The sequence below is a fragment of the Halomonas sp. H5 genome (assembly GCF_050613175.1).
Lineage (GTDB): Bacteria > Pseudomonadota > Gammaproteobacteria > Pseudomonadales > Halomonadaceae > Bisbaumannia > Bisbaumannia salifodinae.
Map to the genome: position 1 here is coordinate 3,950,661 of NZ_CP192510.1, position 16,156 is coordinate 3,966,816.

General features: G+C 64.0%; 7 protein-coding genes, 4 tRNA genes and 3 rRNA genes. All 14 read right to left on the reverse strand.

Translation table 11 applies throughout. The features are described 5' to 3' along the window. Nucleotides 1-60: 60 nt before the first annotated feature. Nucleotides 61-136: transfer RNA gene (locus ACQ1W9_RS18340), tRNA-Trp, on the reverse strand. Nucleotides 137-298: 162 nt separating this feature from the next. Further along, nucleotides 299-373 (reverse strand) — tRNA-Thr (locus ACQ1W9_RS18345). Between the two features lie 12 nt (nt 374-385). Beyond that, a tRNA-Gly gene (locus ACQ1W9_RS18350) sits at nt 386-459 on the reverse strand. A gap of 45 nt (nt 460-504) precedes the next feature. Then, nucleotides 505-588, reverse strand: a tRNA-Tyr gene (locus ACQ1W9_RS18355). A 120-nt stretch (nt 589-708) separates the two neighbouring features. Further along, complete coding sequence (locus tag ACQ1W9_RS18360; RefSeq protein ID WP_431024591.1) at nt 709-1,548, reverse strand: type III pantothenate kinase; 840 nt, start codon at nt 1,546-1,548, stop codon at nt 709-711. Beyond that, a complete protein-coding gene (locus ACQ1W9_RS18365) occupies nt 1,545-2,525 on the reverse strand; it encodes a biotin--[acetyl-CoA-carboxylase] ligase (protein ID WP_431024592.1) in 981 nt (326 codons plus the stop codon). The genes ACQ1W9_RS18360 and ACQ1W9_RS18365 overlap by 4 nt, the downstream gene beginning before the upstream one ends. A 561-nt stretch (nt 2,526-3,086) precedes the next feature. Beyond that, nucleotides 3,087-3,202: ribosomal RNA gene (rrf, locus tag ACQ1W9_RS18370) — 5S ribosomal RNA — on the reverse strand. A gap of 109 nt (nt 3,203-3,311) precedes the next feature. Then, nucleotides 3,312-6,199, reverse strand: a 23S ribosomal RNA gene (locus ACQ1W9_RS18375). Between the two features lie 162 nt (nt 6,200-6,361). Then, nucleotides 6,362-7,901: ribosomal RNA gene (locus tag ACQ1W9_RS18380) — 16S ribosomal RNA — on the reverse strand. Together the 16S, 23S and 5S rRNA genes form the textbook arrangement of a ribosomal RNA operon. A gap of 549 nt (nt 7,902-8,450) precedes the next feature. After that, nucleotides 8,451-11,327 (reverse strand): FAD-binding and (Fe-S)-binding domain-containing protein, encoded by a 2,877-nt coding sequence (locus ACQ1W9_RS18385; protein ID WP_431024593.1) that lies wholly within the window; start codon nt 11,325-11,327, stop codon nt 8,451-8,453. A gap of 10 nt (nt 11,328-11,337) precedes the next feature. Next, the gene (locus tag ACQ1W9_RS18390; protein ID WP_431024594.1) at nt 11,338-13,050 is read right to left on the reverse strand and encodes an L-lactate permease; all 1,713 of its coding nucleotides are present in this window, start codon (nt 13,048-13,050) and stop codon (nt 11,338-11,340) included. 98 nt (nt 13,051-13,148) lie between these two features. After that, nucleotides 13,149-13,802, reverse strand: coding sequence for a LutC/YkgG family protein (locus tag ACQ1W9_RS18395; protein WP_431024595.1), 654 nt, complete (start codon nt 13,800-13,802; stop codon nt 13,149-13,151). Further along, entirely contained in the window at nt 13,799-15,250 is a 1,452-nt protein-coding gene (locus ACQ1W9_RS18400) for a LutB/LldF family L-lactate oxidation iron-sulfur protein (RefSeq protein ID WP_431024596.1), read from the reverse strand. The genes ACQ1W9_RS18395 and ACQ1W9_RS18400 overlap by 4 nt, the downstream gene beginning before the upstream one ends. After that, nucleotides 15,247-16,005 carry a (Fe-S)-binding protein gene (locus tag ACQ1W9_RS18405; protein ID WP_431024597.1) on the reverse strand — a complete coding sequence of 253 codons (759 nt, stop codon included), beginning with the start codon at nt 16,003-16,005 and terminating at the stop codon, nt 15,247-15,249. Before ACQ1W9_RS18405 ends, ACQ1W9_RS18400 begins: the two co-directional genes overlap by 4 nt. Nucleotides 16,006-16,156 lie beyond the last annotated feature (151 nt).

Sequence of the window (16,156 nt, forward strand, 5' to 3'; positions counted from 1 at the left end):
CTCAGGGTGCAGCGATCGTAACGTGAAATCTGTCTTGAGGTAAGCCAGCCTGGGGAAGACTGGCAGGCCAGGAGGGAATCGAACCCCCAACCTGCGGTTTTGGAGACCGCTGCTCTGCCAATTGAGCTACTGGCCTGTATCAACACCCTGCGCCTTCGCCACCCTTTGCGGGACACTCAGGACACAGCGGGCGCCATGGTAGCGGAAAAGCAACCGCCTGGCAACCCTATTCGCACAATGCCGAGGACGCCCTCGACACAAAGAGAAAAGGCGAGCCATTCGACTCGCCTTTTCAAAGTGGAGCTCATGGACGGATTTGAACCGTCGACCTCACCCTTACCAAGGGTGTGCTCTACCCCTGAGCTACATGAGCGCAAACCTTACCTGGAGCGGGCAGCGGGGATCGAACCCGCATCATCAGCTTGGAAGGCTGAGGTTCTACCATTGAACTATGCCCGCCTACCCACTCTTGCTACCACCCCGCCTTGACCGGGCGGCTAAATCTGGTGGAGGGGGAAGGATTCGAACCTTCGAAGCTTTCGCGGCAGATTTACAGTCTGCTCCCTTTGGCCACTCGGGAACCCCTCCAGCTGGCGAAGCATTTTACCCGCCTCGGCAACTATGTCAAGCCTTATCTTTCAGTGGCTTGGCATCATCCATCAGCGCTTGGCGAGGGGGATGTGTTGCCCTGGAACGCGGCGCATTGTGTCAAAGCAGGGTGGAGAATGCAAGTCCTGCGCGAATCTTTTCCAGCGCCGCGGGCACCGGCACCCGCGGCGCCCCCGACAGGCGCCCCGCCCGCTCCGCTGCGGTCAGCGGAAAACAGGCCTCCAGGCCGCCGTAGACCATATCGGGCCAGACCGCATGGGGCACCCGCAGCCCCCGGGAGACCACCCGCGCATCGCCGCCGGTCAGCAATAGCGGCAGCGCCACCCCCTCCCGGTCACAGACCTCGGCATAGAGGCGATTGACGGCGCTTACCGCGGCCATATAGATGCCGTGATTGACCGCCTCCACGGTATTCTTGCCGGGAGCCAGCAGCTCATCCGCCTCGCTGTCCGGATCGATGGCCACGTTGCGGGTCCCCAGCTTGAGACTCTCCTTCATCAGCCGCAGGCCCGGGAGGATATAGCCGCCGAGGTGACGCCCCCCCGGCAGCACGAAATCCACGGTGATGGCGCTGCCGCAATCCACCGCACAGCAGCCTCCGGCCAACTGATACCCGGCCAGGGTGCCCAGCCAGCGATCCACCCCCAGGCGCCGCGGCTCCTCGTAGCCGTTGGTCACCCCCAGGGCCTCGGCGGTGGAGCGTGCCACATAGACCGACACCACCCGGCGCCGCAGCAGCGCCACCGTCTCTTCCAGCACCGCCTTGCGCGCCACGCTGGAGATGCGCACCGACTGCACCACGTCCAGATCGGGGATATCGGAGCCGGGACGCCACTCCTCCCGGGTCCAGAGCGCCCCACGGGAACGGATCTCGCTGCTCAGGGTATCCTTGAGCCGCCACTTGGAGAGGGTATTGCCGATATCCAGATCGAGAATCATGGGCGACCACGCACGCTGATTTCACCGCCGGCCAGCCGCCGCAGCTCGTCGCCACAACGCACCTCCAGGTGCCCGGCCCCATCGACCCCCTGGGCGATGCCCCGGTAGCTCTGACTGCCCTGAATCACCTCCACCTCCTGGTCGGCATGGGCGTGCCGTGCGTTCCAGGCCGCCTGCCAGGCGCCAAAGCCCTCCCCCTCGAAGCGTTGCATCAACTCCAGCAGGCCACCGATCAGCGCCGCCGCCAGGGCATTGCGTGAGATACCCGGCACCTGATCCGCCACCGCCGCTACCGGCTGATCGACGGCCTCGCGCATCGCCTGCGGCAGGAAGACATTCAGGCCGATGCCGATCACCACCTCGCAGGGCCCCTCCAGGTCCCCCTGCACCTCCAGCAGGATGCCAGCCAGCTTACGCCGCCCCTCCTCGGTGACCAGCAATACATCGTTGGGCCACTTCAGGGCGACCCGCGCGCCCTCGCGCTCCAGTACGTCGGCGAGCACCACCCCCACGGCCAGGCTCAACCCCTCCAGGGCCGCTACGCCATTCTCGAAGCGCCACCCCAGGGAGAGCAGCAGGCCACGCCCCCAGGGACTGACCCAGCGCCGCCCTCGGCGCCCACGACCGGCCCCCTGGCTCTCCGCCAGGCACACCTCACCGTGCCCGGCGCCCTGAGTGAAACGCTCGCGCAGGAAGGCATTGGTAGAGTCCAGGGACTCCTCGACGAACAGGCGCCGCAGGGCGGGGCGACTCTGCGAGTCGAGCCGCGAGACGATCCCGGCGCCATCGAGGAGCTCCACCGGCTCACCCAGCCGGTAGCCCAGCCCCTTGACCGCCTCCAGGGGAATTCCCAGGGCCTCCAGCTTCTTCAGCTGCTTCCAGACCGCCGTGCGCGACACCCCGAGACGCTCCCCCAGCTGCTCGCCGGAATGGAAGTCCCCATCGCTCATCAGGCGAATCAGGTCACCAATGGTCATCTTAAGGCCCCTGCGGCAAAAGGCTCATTCTAGCGGAAGGAGTCCGACCCCGTGAATCACGCCGACCAAAGTGGCATCTCCTGTAGCCCGACTCCCTCCTCCTGAGCCTCGCCCTTCGGGCCCGCCGAGGCGATTCCCGCAGCGTTCCGACCACAGAGCATGGGAGCCCCCAACGACAAGCCCCCGGCCTCTGTCGAGACTGGGGGGGCTGAATACGAAAAAACCCCAGCCTCTGTCGAAGCTGGGGTTTTCTCTAAATAAGTGCCTGACGAGGATCCGGGCGGCGTTCCGCTACTCTCGCATGGGGGTGAGACCGCCCGGCCCTTCGTGGCACCGCCACGGGGGCGGTCGAACGCCCCGAGCCGGCGAGGGGCCGGACCGCGAAGCGGCCCCACGAGGTAGAGAGCGGGTCTCCCCATGCCATAAAAAAACCCGAACACTGAGTGTCCGGGTTTTTTCGAAATAAGTGCCTGACGAGGATCCGGGCGGCGTTCCGCTACTCTCCATGGGAGACCCCCAAACGACGAAGCCCCGACCAATGGTCGGGGCTTCTGAATAAGTGCCTGACGATGACCTACTCTCGCATGGGGAGACCCCACACTACCATCGGCGCTGAGCGGTTTCACTGCTGAGTTCGGCATGGGATCAGGTGGTTCCCACTCGCTATGGTCGTCAGGCGTAAACGGTGGCCGGCTGCGTTTGTGTCGCAACCCGCCTATGAATCATGCTGTTGAGGATCGTCTCACGTATCCGGCGCGTACCATCGCGCAAACCCCTTGGGGTTATATGGTCAAGCCTCACGGGCCATTAGTATCGGTTAGCTCAACGCCTCGCAGCGCTTCCACACCCGACCTATCAACCAGCTAGTCTTGCTGGACCCTTTAGGAGGCGCAAGGCCTCAGGGAAGTCTCATCTTGAAGGGGGCTTCCCGCTTAGATGCTTTCAGCGGTTATCCTGTCCGCACATAGCTACCCGGCAATGCCACTGGCGTGACAACCGGAACACCAGAGGTGCGTCCACTCCGGTCCTCTCGTACTAGGAGCAGCTCTTCTCAAACTTCCGACGCCCACGGCAGATAGGGACCGAACTGTCTCACGACGTTCTAAACCCAGCTCGCGTACCACTTTAAATGGCGAACAGCCATACCCTTGGGACCGACTTCAGCCCCAGGATGTGATGAGCCGACATCGAGGTGCCAAACACCGCCGTCGATGTGAACTCTTGGGCGGTATCAGCCTGTTATCCCCGGAGTACCTTTTATCCGTTGAGCGATGGCCCTTCCATACAGAACCACCGGATCACTAGAACCTACTTTCGTACCTGCTCGACGTGTCTGTCTCGCAGTCAAGCACCCTTATGCTCTTGCACTCAATGCACGATTTCCGACCGTGCTGAGGGTACCTTCGTGCTCCTCCGTTACTCTTTGGGAGGAGACCGCCCCAGTCAAACTACCCACCACACACTGTCCTCGCCCCGGATGACGGGGCTGAGTTAGAACGCCAATGATGCCAGGCTGGTATTTCAAGGTTGGCTCCACCCGAACTGGCGTCCGGGTTTCCAAGCCTCCCAGCTATCCTACACAAGCAACATCAGCGTCCAGTGTGAAGCTATAGTAAAGGTTCACGGGGTCTTTCCGTCTAGCCGCGGGTACACAGCATCTTCACTGCGATTTCAATTTCACTGAGTCTCGGGTGGAGACAGTGTGGCCATCATTACGCCATTCGTGCAGGTCGGAACTTACCCGACAAGGAATTTCGCTACCTTAGGACCGTTATAGTTACGGCCGCCGTTTACCGGGGCTTCGATCAGGAGCTTCGGCCGGAGCCTAACACCATCAATTAACCTTCCGGCACCGGGCAGGCGTCACACCCTATACGTCCGCTTGCGCGTTTGCAGAGTGCTGTGTTTTTAATAAACAGTTGCAGCCACCTGGTATCTTCGACCGGTTCGTGCTTCCACCGTGGGGTGTTCACACTACGCCGGCGTGCCTTCTCCCGAAGTTACGGCACCATTTTGCCTAGTTCCTTCACCCGAGTTCTCTCAAGCGCCTTGGTATTCTCTACCTGACCACCTGTGTCGGTTTGGGGTACGGTCTCACAGAATCTGAAGCTTAGAGGCTTTTCCTGGAAGCGTGGCATCAATGACTTCCAGACCGTAGTCTGTTCGTCTCGTCTCTCGGCCTTGAGATCCCGGATTTGCCTAAGATCTCGGCCTACTGACTTTCACCAGGACAACCAACGCCTGGCTCACCTAGCCTTCTTCGTCCCCCCATCGCAATTCTGTGAGGTACGGGAATATTGACCCGTTTCCCATCGACTACGCCTTTCGGCCTCGCCTTAGGGGCCGACTCACTCTGCTCCGATTAGCGTCGAACAGAAACCCTTGGTCTTCCGGCGGGGGAGTTTTTCACTCCCCTTATCGTTACTCATGTCAGCATTCGCACTCGTGATACCTCCAGCGGGCTTCTCAACCCACCTTCATCGGCTTACACGACGCTCCTCTACCGCTCGTCATTCGACGAACCCGTAGCTTCGGCACCTGGTTTGAGCCCCGTTACATCTTCCGCGCAGGCCGACTCGACTAGTGAGCTATTACGCTTTCTTTAAAGGATGGCTGCTTCTAAGCCAACCTCCTAGCTGTCTAAGCCTTCCCACATCGTTTCCCACTTAACCAGGATTTTGGGGCCTTAGCTGACGGTCTGGGTTGTTTCCCTTTTCACGACGGACGTTAGCACCCGCCGTGTGTCTCCCACGCTGCACTCACCGGTATTCGGAGTTTGCCTCGGGTTGGTAAGCCGGGATGGCCCCCTAGCCGAAACAGTGCTCTACCCCCGGCGGTGATACGTGAGGCGCTACCTAAATAGCTTTCGAGGAGAACCAGCTATCTCCGGGCTTGATTAGCCTTTCACTCCGATCCACAAGTCATCCAAATCTTTTTCAACAGATCCTGGTTCGGTCCTCCAGTTGATGTTACTCAACCTTCAACCTGCTCATGGATAGATCGCCCGGTTTCGGGTCTATATCCAGCGACTGGTCGCCCAGTTAAGACTCGGTTTCCCTACGCCTCCCCTATACGGTTAAGCTCGCCACTGAATATAAGTCGCTGACCCATTATACAAAAGGTACGCGGTCACAGAACGAGTCTGCTCCCACTGCTTGTACGCATACGGTTTCAGGATCTATTTCACTCCCCTCTCCGGGGTTCTTTTCGCCTTTCCCTCACGGTACTGGTTCACTATCGGTCAGCCAGGAGTATTTAGCCTTGGAGGATGGTCCCCCCGTCTTCAGTCAAGGTTTCTCGTGCCCCGACCTACTCGATTTCACTGGATCAGGTTTTCGGCTACGGGACTATCACCCCCTATGGTCGAGCTTCCCAGCTCGTTCGCCTAACCAGTCACCAGCTTAAGGGCTGGTCCCCGTTCGCTCGCCGCTACTTGGGGAATCTCGGTTGATTTCTTTTCCTCGGGGTACTTAGATGTTTCAGTTCCCCCGGTTCGCCTCCTGCACCTATGGATTCAGTGCAGGATACTCATCTTATGATGAGTGGGTTTCCCCATTCGGAAATGTCCGGGTCACAGGTTGTTTGCCACCTCACCGAACCTTATCGCAGGCTACAACGTCCTTCATCGCCTCTGGCTGCCAAGGCATCCACCGTATGCGCTTAATCGCTTGACCATATAACCCGAAGGGGTCTGGTCGCGATTGGTACGATAATTGCCGGATACGCTTGAGACGTATCTTCAATTTGTCAGCATGATTCATATTTTTAAAGAGCACTTGCTCTGAAACAATCAGGCAATTCATGTGAGCACTTGCCGGCAGGCGGCAGTCGTCGTTTAAGGAGGTGATCCAGCCGCAGGTTCCCCTACGGCTACCTTGTTACGACTTCACCCCAGTCATGAACCACACCGTGGTGATCGCTCCCCCGAAGGTTAAGCTAACCACTTCTGGTGCAGTCCACTCCCATGGTGTGACGGGCGGTGTGTACAAGGCCCGGGAACGTATTCACCGTGACATTCTGATTCACGATTACTAGCGATTCCGACTTCACGGAGTCGAGTTGCAGACTCCGATCCGGACTGAGACCGGCTTTATGGGATTAGCTCCACCTCGCGGTATTGCAACCCTTTGTACCGACCATTGTAGCACGTGTGTAGCCCTACCCGTAAGGGCCATGATGACTTGACGTCGTCCCCACCTTCCTCCGGTTTGTCACCGGCAGTCTCCCTAGAGTTCCCGACCGAATCGCTGGCAAATAGGGACAAGGGTTGCGCTCGTTACGGGACTTAACCCAACATTTCACAACACGAGCTGACGACAGCCATGCAGCACCTGTCTGTGCGTTCCCGAAGGCACCAATCCATCTCTGGAAAGTTCGCACGATGTCAAGGGTAGGTAAGGTTCTTCGCGTTGCATCGAATTAAACCACATGCTCCACCGCTTGTGCGGGCCCCCGTCAATTCATTTGAGTTTTAACCTTGCGGCCGTACTCCCCAGGCGGTCGACTTATCGCGTTAACTGCGCCACAAAGTTCTCAAGGAACCCAACGGCTAGTCGACATCGTTTACGGCGTGGACTACCAGGGTATCTAATCCTGTTTGCTACCCACGCTTTCGCACCTCAGTGTCAGTGTCAGTCCAGAAGGCCGCCTTCGCCACTGGTATTCCTCCCGATCTCTACGCATTTCACCGCTACACCGGGAATTCTACCTTCCTCTCCTGCACTCTAGCCTGACAGTTCCGGATGCCGTTCCCAGGTTGAGCCCGGGGCTTTCACAACCGGCTTATCAAGCCACCTACGCGCGCTTTACGCCCAGTAATTCCGATTAACGCTCGCACCCTCCGTATTACCGCGGCTGCTGGCACGGAGTTAGCCGGTGCTTCTTCTGCGAGTGATGTCCTTCCTGAAGGGTATTAGCCCTCAGGCCTTCTTCCTCGCTGAAAGTGCTTTACAACCCGAAGGCCTTCTTCACACACGCGGCATGGCTGGATCAGGGTTTCCCCCATTGTCCAATATTCCCCACTGCTGCCTCCCGTAGGAGTCTGGGCCGTGTCTCAGTCCCAGTGTGGCTGATCATCCTCTCAGACCAGCTACGGATCGTCGCCTTGGTGAGCCGTTACCTCACCAACTAGCTAATCCGACATAGGCTCATCCGATAGCGCAAGGTCCGAAGATCCCCTGCTTTCTCCCGTAGGACGTATGCGGTATTAGCGTGAGTTTCCCCACGTTATCCCCCACTATCGGGCAGATTCCTATGCATTACTCACCCGTCCGCCGCTCGACGCCTGGAAGCAAGCTTCCATCGTTTCCGCTCGACTTGCATGTGTTAGGCCTGCCGCCAGCGTTCAATCTGAGCCATGATCAAACTCTTCAGTTTAAAATCATTGTGGTTCTTACTTGTCACCCGAAGGTAACAAAAGCGAACCAAACTTGGCTCAAGGTTCAAACGTTCTCAAAAAGACCCGAAGGTCTTTGACGAGTCGCTTGCCTTGATGATTTGGTGACTTCTCACCGCCTCACCGACAAGCGCCCACATGAATTACCTGATCGATTGTTAAAGAGCGGCTCCGGGCTCTCTAAAGAGCGGAGCGTCTCGCTTTGGTCGCTGTTGCGACGCCGCTGCGAGGAAGCGACATTCTACCGATTCGGCCGCTGCTGTCAAGCCCTGCTCGGCGACCCTGAGGCGTGCTGCGAGGCAGCGACCCGTGGTCATCCGAGCCGGCGACGGGCCGGTCGGTGTGGCGATGCATTCTACCGCACCCGGCCGTTCTGTCAATCGCGTTTTTCGCGAGAGGGTTTCGAAAAACCCCAGCAGAAACAAGCACTTTTTCCACTCATTGCCGCTGGCCACGATGTCCGTCGCCGGCAGCGGATGCGTACTTTACGGATTAACCCGGGGCCCTGCAAGGACTTTGGTAAAAAACTTTCAGCCAGCCTCGACGCCGCCTCCCGTACGCGGACGACTGGCCCGATCCAGCAGCGACAGGATCGAGCGATAAGGGATGCCGCCATGCTGACTCAGGCCGATCTCGCAGGTGCGGGAATTGGAATATCCCGCCTCGCAGCCCGCGACCTGCGTCGCCAGGCCGGCCAATGCCGAGGCGTTGAGCTCCGGTACCGTAAAGCCCTTGTCGCCGGCGAAGCCGCAGCAACCGATACCCTCCGGCACCACCACCTCAGTGGCACAGGCCCGGGCCAGGGCGGCGAACTTGTCGGCGAGGCCCATGCGGGTGCTGGAGCAGGTCACATGCAGGGCGACACGCTCGGCCACCGGAACGATATCGAGGCGCGGCAGCAGATGATCATGGGCGAAGGCCACCGGCTCCAGCAGCTCGAGCCGGGCATCGAGACTCTCTTGCATGCGCAGGGTGCAGGGACTGGTGTCGCAGAGCACCGGGTAGCGCCCGTTCTGGCTGGCGGCCAGCAGTTCCCGGTTGAGCTCCCGGGCCTTATGGGCCGCCTCGTCGAACTGCCCCTTGGACTGGAAGGCCATGCCACAACAGAGGTGCCCCGGAATCGCCGGAATGATCGCCTCGAGGCCGGCCTTCTCCAGCAGCGCCAAGGTGATCTCCATCACCGAACGCGACTCCTCGTCACCGTGGGCGGCGCCGAACACCCGGGTGGCACAGGAGGGCAGATAGACCACCTTGTCGCGCCCCGTGGCCTTGCCGGCGGCCCCCTTGAGCACGCGAATCGGCGCCGCCTTGGGCAGGCTGGGAAGCCATAGCGGCAGGCGCTCGCCGGAAGCCCGCCGCGCGGCGCGAGAGAAGGCCGCCATGGCGGCCTCCCCCAGGACGGCGCGACCGCCGCCGGCCAGGTTGAGCAGCCCGCGAGCCACCCGGGTCGTGCCGGAGAAGTGATGTCCGAGTCGCCGCGCCAGCCGTGCCTGGCCCTGGCTATCCTCACGACGCAGGGCGCGCACCAGGTCCCCGGTATTGATCCCCACCGGGCACTGGGTGGCACAGAGCCCATCGGCGGCACAGGTGTCGACGCCGTCATACTGGTAGGCCCGGCGCAGCGTCTCCAGGCGTGCCTCGTCACGCGATTCCCCCTGGGCCTCGAGACGCGCCAACTCGCGGCGGATCACGATGCGCTGGCGAGGCGTCAGGGTCAGGTGCTTCGACGGGCAGACCGATTCACAGAAGCCGCACTCGATGCACTTGTCGACCAGGGCATCCGCCGCCGGCAGCGGCTTGAGGTTCTGCAGGTGCAGCTCGGCATTGCGGCTCAGGATCACCTCGGGGTTGAGCAGGTTGTCGGGATCGAAGAGCGCCTTGATTCGCCACATCAAGGCATAGGCGTCGCTGCCCCACTCCAGCTCCACATAGGGCGCCATATTGCGCCCGGTGCCGTGCTCCGCCTTGAGGGAGCCGCCATACTCCACCCCCACCAACTGGGCCACCTCGTCCATCAGCCCCTGATAGCGCTCCACCTCGCCGGGCCGCTCGAAGCCCTGGGGGAAGACGAAATGCAGGTTTCCCTCCAGGGCATGGCCGAAGAGGATGGTGTCGCCGTAGCCGTGGCGCCGGAAGGCGGCGGTCAACGCCGCCACCCCCTCGTCGAGGCGCTCGATGGGGAAGGCCACGTCTTCGATCACCACGGTGGTGCCGGTCTCGCGCACCGCCCCCACCGCCGGGAAGAGGCCCTTGCGGATCTTCCAGTAGCCGGCATAGGTGTCGGCGTCGCGGGTAAACGTCAGCGGCTCCAGGGTGCGAATACCCTCCAGGGCGGCCTGCACCTCGGCCAGCCGCGCCTGGAGTTCCGCCTCGGTGTCGCCGCGCACATCGATCAACAGGGCCGCCGCCCCCTCGGGCAGGCCACGCAGCGACTCCGGCATGCCGGGCCGGTCCTGCACCGAGCGCAGGGCGGCGTGGTCCATCAGCTCCACCGCCGCCACCGGCGTGCGCTTCAGGGCGATGGTGGCGCGACAGGTGGTGGCCATATCGGGAAAGAAGGCCAGCGCCGCCGCCTTGTGCGCCTCGTCCACCACGCTGCGGTAGGTGATGGCAGCGATAAAGCCGAGGGTCCCCTCGGAGCCGATCATCAGGTGCTTGAGGATTTCGATGCCGTCGGCATGGTCCACCAGGCTATTGAGGGCATAGCCGGTGGTGTTCTTGAGCCGATACTTGTGGCGAATCTTCTCGGCCAGCTCGCCATTGGCGCGGGTCTCGGCGGCCAGCCCCGCGAGGCCCGCCAGCAACTCGCCATGGCTCTCGCGGAAGGCCGCCACGCTGGCGGCATCGGCGGTGTCCAGCAGGGTGCCGTCGGCCAGGATCACGCGGATATCGCGCACCGTGCGGTAGCTGTTCTGGGCGGTGCCGCAGCACATCCCCGAGGCGTTGTTGGCGGCGATCCCGCCGATCATGCAGCTATTGATGGAGGCCGGGTCGGGGCCGATCTTGCGCCCGTAGGGCGCCAGCAGCCGATTGGCCCGGGCGCCGATCACCCCGGGCTCGAGGCGAATCGCCGCGCCCTCTTCCAGCACCTCGGCGCCCTGCCAGCCCCGCCCCAGCTGAATCAGCACCGAATCGGTGATGGCCTGCCCGGAGAGCGAGGTGCCGGCGGCGCGGAAGGTCACCGGCAGCCGCCGGGCGCGACACTCGCCGAGCACCCGCTGCAGCTCCGCCTCGTCTTCCACCCGCACCACCAGTTGGGGAATCAGCCGATAGAAGCTGGCATCGGTGCCATAGGCCAGGGTACGCAAGGGATCATGGATCAGCCGCGCCTCGGGAAAGTGGGGGCGCAGGGCCCCCAGCAGTTCCCGGTAGGCCGGCGCCAGGGTCTCCACGGCTGTCGTCTGCATCGTCACTCTCCTATCCGCCAATCAGGCCACCCACCAGGGGGTCCAGGCCGCTCGCCAGGCCCACCGCCAGCAGCGCCAGGATACCCGAGGCGAGCAGGTAATAGGCGGTGGGAATCACCGTCAGGCGCAGCACGCGCCCCTCGCGCCCCAGCAGCCCCACGGTGGCGGAGGCGGCCACCACATTATGGATGGCGATCATGTTGCCGGCGGCGGCGCCCACCGCCTGCATGGCCACCAGCAGCACGCCGGAGACGCCCAGCAGCTCGCCGACGCTGAACTGGAACTGGGAGAGCATCAGGTTGGAGACGGTATTGGAGCCGGCGATAAAAGCCCCCAGGGCGCCCACGCTGGAGGCGAACAGCGGGTAGACCTGGCCCACGGCCCCGGAGACCAGCTCCGCCATGGCCACCGGCATGGAGGGCAGGTCGGCGGCATTGACCCCGGAGTTGATCAGGATGCGCACCATGGGAATGGTGAAGATCAGCACGAAGCCGGCGCCCAGCAGGGTCCGCGATGACTCGCCCAGGGCGGCACGCAACTCGTCGAGGCGCATGCGATGCAGCAGGAAGGTGGCCAGCACCACCAGCACCATGATGCCGCCGGGGAGGTAGAGGGGTTGAATGCTGCCGGAGACCCCCGCCTCGCCGAGGATATCGTTCCAGCCGAAGGCCAGGAAGCCGGTGAAGAAGGCCTTGGCTTCCGGGAAGACCCGGGAGACCACCAGCAGCAGCGCCAGCAGCAGGTAGGGGAGCCAGGCCAGGGCCAGGGACATCGGCGACTTGCCGGTCAGGCTATCCAGCTTGATCTCGATATTGCCCATCCAGGCCGCGGGCCACTCGCTGGCCGGAGCGAAGTCCCACTGGGCCTTGGGCAACAGGAAGCCGGCCTTGGCGGCGGGCAGCACGATGGCCATGCCCACCAGGGCGCCGATCATCGACGGGAACTCGGGGCCCAGGAAGACCCCGGCGGCGGCATAGGGCACCACGAAGGCGAGGCCGGCGAAGAGCGCGAAGGGCGCCATGGCCAGCCCTTCCTTCCAGGAACGATTACGCCCGAAGAAGCGGGTCAGCATCATGCACATCAGCAGCGGCATCAGGATGCCCACCAGGGCATGGGTGATCGCCACCCCGGAGGTGATCAACTGGTAGAAGACCTCCCAGCTGGAGCCCTCGGCGATCAGGCGCTCGCCGATGGCGGCGCGATCCAGGCCACCGCTGACCCCCACCACGATGGGCGTGCCCACGGCGCCGAAGGAGACCGGCGTGGACTGGATCATCATCCCGATCATCACCGCCCCCATGGCCGGGAAGCCCAGCGCCACCAGCAGGGGCGCGGCCACCGCCGCCGGGGTGCCGAAGCCGGAGGCGCCCTCGATAAAGCAGCCGAACAGCCAGGCGACGATGATCGCCTGGACCCGGCGGTCGGGGCTGATCGACGAGAAGCCGCCGCGGATGGCGGTGATCGCCCCGGAGTGCTTGAGGGTGTTGAGCAGCAGGATGGCGCCGAAGATGATCCACAGGATCGCCGCGGTGAGGATCAGCCCCTGCAGCGCCGAGGCGGTGACCCGCAGCGGGCTCATCTCCCAGGCGAACAGGGCGATGGCCACGGTGGCCAGCAGCACCACCGGCATGGCGCGGCGGGCCGGCCAGTTGAGGCCCACCAGCAGGATCCCGGCCAGGGCCAGGGGGGCGAAGGCGAGTAGCGAGAGTAGCGTGTCGTTCATTGAGGTTCTCCCCGGGGCGCGGCGGCGAGCGGGGCGCAAGGGGCCCCGGGAGGCGCCGCCGGCGCCCCCTCTTTGTTATTGCTGTGGTTGATATGACGCTAGTGGCGCAGCAGCACCACCAGTTCCCGGGGTCCATGAACCCCATAGGCCAGGGTCTGCTCGATATCCGCGGTCTTGCTGGGCCCGGAGATCAGCAGCGCATTGGTGGGCAGGCCCTCCGCCCAGTCGTGGCGCTCCATCGCCTCGAAGAGGGTGTCTTCGATCGCCTCGGCATCCAGCACGGCGATATGGATCGGCGGCACCAGGCTCAGCAGCCGCGGCTCGTCCGGCGTCGGCCAGAGCCACAGGCTGCCGGTCTCGGCGACACCCCCGCCGGTGGAGGTCAGGCCCGCTTCCGTCTGGAAGAAGAGCTCCTCCCGCCAGGCGTCCACCGGGCGGTCGGCGTCGACCAAAGTGACCTCGGCCTCGGCCAGGGCGGCGCGGGCCTCGGCGGCGACCGGGTGAGCCCGCCCCAGGGCCAGGCGGCGGATGCCCTTGTCGGCCAGCACCCGGGCCAGGGCCTGGGTCCAGTCGGCCCGCGGGGTGTGGATCACCTCGCCATGCACCGAGGTGATCCAGGCCTCGAAGCGGCGCAGGCGCTCCTCCCGGCTCCAGCCGCGCCCGCTCATCACCGCGAAGTCGCTGACGGGGGGCGTCAGGGGGCCGTCGAGGCGCTGACGCAGCCGCCCCAGGATGGTCTCGCGGGCACTCATGACTGCCCCTCCTCGTCGGTGGTCGAGCGGTGACGCTTGATCAAGGCATGCAGGGAGTGTCGGGCGGGCTTGGGGGCGACCCGGTGCTCGCTCCAGGGGCCCAGTTTGCTGGGCGTCAGGGGCCCCAGCTTGCCGGCCACCCCCGCGGCGCCACGCCAGGCGCCGGGGTGCGTCGCCAGCCACTGCCAGGCCTTCCAGGCGGCGGCCTCCGTCCTGGTACGCTTGCTCCCGGCGCCGGGCACGTTGCCGCGCCCCTCCCCCACCGCCTCCCGGCGCAGCCGGGTCAGCAGGGCAGGAATCGGGATCTTCACCGGACACACCTCGCCGCAGGCGCCACACAGGCTGGAGGCGGTGGGCAGGTCCTTGGTGGCCTCCAGGCCCATCAGGTGTGGCATCAGGATGCTGCCGATGGGGCCGGGGTAGGTGGTGCCATAGCTATGGCCGCCGACCCGGGTATAGACCGGGCAGTGGTTCATGCAGGCGCCGCAGCGGATGCAGCGCAGGGTGTCGAGGAGCTCGTCGTCCTGATAGATGGCGGAGCGACCGTTATCGACCAGCACCAGGTGGACCTCCTCCGGCCCATCCTGCTCGTCGGCCTGCCGCGGCCCGGAGATCATGTTGAGGTAGGTGGTGGCGTGCTGGCCGGTGGCGGAGCGGGTCAGCAGCGCATAGAGGGGCGCCACATCGCGCAGCTGCTCCACCACCTTCTCGATGCCGGTGACGGCGATATGCACCGGCGGCACCGTGGTGGTCATGCGCCCGTTGCCCTCGTTCTCCACCAGGCACAGGGTGCCGGTCTCGGCCACCGCGAAGTTGACCCCGGTGATGCCCACGTCGGCGGCCATGAAGCGCTCGCGCAGCTGGGCCCGGGCGGCGGCGGTCATGGCGTCCACGTCGCGGGTCCGCGGGATGCCGGTCTTGTCGTGCATGACGTCGGCGATCTCGTCGGTATTGAGGTGGATCGCCGGCATGATGATATGCGAGGGGGTCTGGTCGTTGAGCTGCACCAGGTACTCGCCCAGGTCCGACTCCAGGGCCTCGATCCCCGCCGCCTCCAGGTGGGCATTGAGGTGCATCTCCTCGGTGACCATCGACTTGCCCTTGATCACCGCCTTGGCGCCCCGCGCCTCGCAGAGCTCGCGGATCAGCCGGCAGGCGGCCTCGCCATCCTCGGCCCAGTGCACGCGGATGCCATTGGCCTGGCAGTTGGCCTCGAGCCGCTCCAGCAAGTCCGGCAGTTGGGCCAGGGCGCGCAGGCGCACGCTGGCCCCCAGCTCGCGCAGCGCCTCCAGCTCCCAGTCGGCGAAGGCCTCGCGGCGCCTGCCCATCAGGCCATCCATGGCACCGCGGAAGTTGGCGCGGATCTGCGGATTGCCCAGGGCATCATGGGCCTGGCGATGAAAGGCCTGGGGCCTGAAGGTTTGCACGCCGGGGGGCTCGACGCTCATTTGCCGACCCTCCGCCACAGGTAGGAGGCGATATGCTCGCCCTCGACCGAGGAGTCCCGGTGGGCCAGGCGCCCGGCGATATTCATCAGGCAGCCACAATCGGAGGTGACGAAGCGCTCGGCCCCGGCCGCCTCGATGGCGCGACTCTTGTCCTCGACCATGGCCGCCGAGACCTCCGGGTGACGCACCGCGAAGGTGCCGCCGAAGCCGCAGCACTCGGCGGCGCGCTCCTGCTCCACCAGGGTCACCCGGCCCAGCCGGGCGAGCAGCGCCGGTCCGGTCTCCGCCAGCCCCATCTCGCGCCGGGCGCTGCAGGAGGTGTGCATGGCCACCGTCTCCGGGGCGCCGCGATCCTCCAGCTCGAGGTGGCAGACATGCACCAGGAACTCGGTCAGCTCGAAGACTCGCCCCGCCAGCTCATTGGCCTTGGCCTCGAGGGGCGTGCCGGCAAACAGCCTGGGGTAGTGGTGGCGCAGCATGCCGCCGCAGGAGCCGGACGGCACCACGATGGGCCAGGGCTCGGGGAAGAGGTCGAGCTGGGCCGCGGCCACGGCGCGGGCCTCGTCCTGATACCCCGAGGTATAGGCGGGCTGGCCACAGCAGGTCTGATCCTCGGGGAAATCCACCGCGATGCCCTCCCGCTCCAGCAGGCGCATGGCATCGAGGCCCGCCTCGGGGAAGAACAGGTCGACCAGGCAGGTGCCGAAGAGATAGACCCTCGGCGGCTTGGGGGGATAACACTTGATGGGGGTCATGGCGTCTCCTGGGGCAGGATGCATGGTCACCGCCCTCGAAGGTTAAATTGGTAAAACCAATTTACAGATAGCGTTGAGGCACCTTAAAAGGCCGCCAAATGCCGTGTCAAACACCGTCGCCCAATTTACCACTTATTGACGCCTAGACTTT